The 1,258-nt window shown below is 74.3% G+C and carries 2 protein-coding genes; both read right to left on the reverse strand.

Annotated elements, in window-relative coordinates:
- Positions 1-242 (reverse strand): hypothetical protein (locus PO768_RS28870; protein ID WP_272648800.1); only part of this gene is annotated, 242 nt, incomplete at its 3' end.
- A gap of 197 nt (positions 243-439) precedes the next feature.
- The coding region (locus PO768_RS28875; protein WP_272648801.1) for a FecR family protein at positions 440-1,258 on the reverse strand (819 nt) is incomplete at its 5' end.

Below are 1,258 nucleotides of genomic sequence, written 5' to 3' on the forward strand. Positions count from 1 at the left end.
CCGGCGCTGCGCAGGCCCTGCACCTTGGCCGCGTCCACCACCAGGGGCACGCCGGCCTGCAGCGCAAAGCGGTTCAGCGCCTCGGCCAGCGGGCCGGCCGGCACCTGGGCCTCGACCATGGGCGCGGCGGGCTGCGCGGTGACGGTCGTTGCCGCAGCGCCCAGACTCAGGCAGGCGGCCAGGGCCAGGGTGGACAGTGCGGCCGCCGGGCGGCGCGCGGGAGCTATCGGGCTCGGGATCATGATTTCCTCGGGTTCGGCTGTGGGCTGGCCCGGCCACCACGACACAAGGTGGGGCCTGGGCAGGCGGGCGCGAAACCGGTACTGGCTAGAAGGCTGTGGGGCTGGGGGCGCTGTGGCGGCCCGTTTTCGTCGCTCTCACACCATTGACGAGCGAGACGCGCAAAGTGGAACCGGCGCGTCGAAAAATTCTCTGTTCTTCAGGGCGCCGCGACGCCCACCCACAGCAGATAGGGGCTCAAGGTCTGCACGCGCAGCTGCGGGAAGCTGGTCTGCAGCAGCTGCAGCGCGCGCCCGGTGTCGTCCAGCGGCAGCACGGCCGAGACCCGGATGCCGGCCAGCGCGGCGCGGTCGAAGCGCATCAGCCCCGGCCGGTGCCGCGCGAGCTCGTCCAGCACCTCGGGCAGCGGTCGGTCCTGCACGACCAGGCGGCGGCGCTGCCAGGCCTCCTCGATGCTGCCGGGCTCGACGGCCTGCGGCGCGCCCATGCCGGCTGGCGTGAGGCGCAGGCGCTGGCCGGCCTGCACCGTGACCATGCGGCCCTCCCCTGCGCGGCTCGCCGCCACACGCGACTCCAGCATGGTCAGCTCGGTGCCCTGCGCATCGCGGCGCACCAGCAGCCGCGTGCCGAGCGCGCGCATGCGGCCATCGGCGGTGGTCACGACCAGGGGCCGGTTCGGATCCTTGGCCACATCAAGCAGGATCTCGCCGCGCAGCAGCTCGATGCCACGCTCCTGCGCGCTGTCATGCAGGGCCACGGCCGTGTCGCTGCCCAGGCTCAGCCGGCTGCCGTCGGCCAGGGTGTGGGTCTGCCACCGGCCGGTGCCGGTGCGCAGATCGGCCAGCAGGATCTCGGGCGGGAAGGCCTGCAGCCCCAGCCAGACGCCGACGCCCATCAGCAGGGCCAGGATGGCGGCGCCGCGTTTGCTGCGGCCCGGCGAGGCCAGGGCCGCCCCCAGCGCCGCACGGGCCGGGCGCTGCACGCTGGCCTCGCGCAAGCCCTGCATCGTGCCCAGCAG

This window comes from Paucibacter sp. XJ19-41, assembly GCF_028462495.1.
Lineage (GTDB): Bacteria > Pseudomonadota > Gammaproteobacteria > Burkholderiales > Burkholderiaceae_C > Roseateles_E.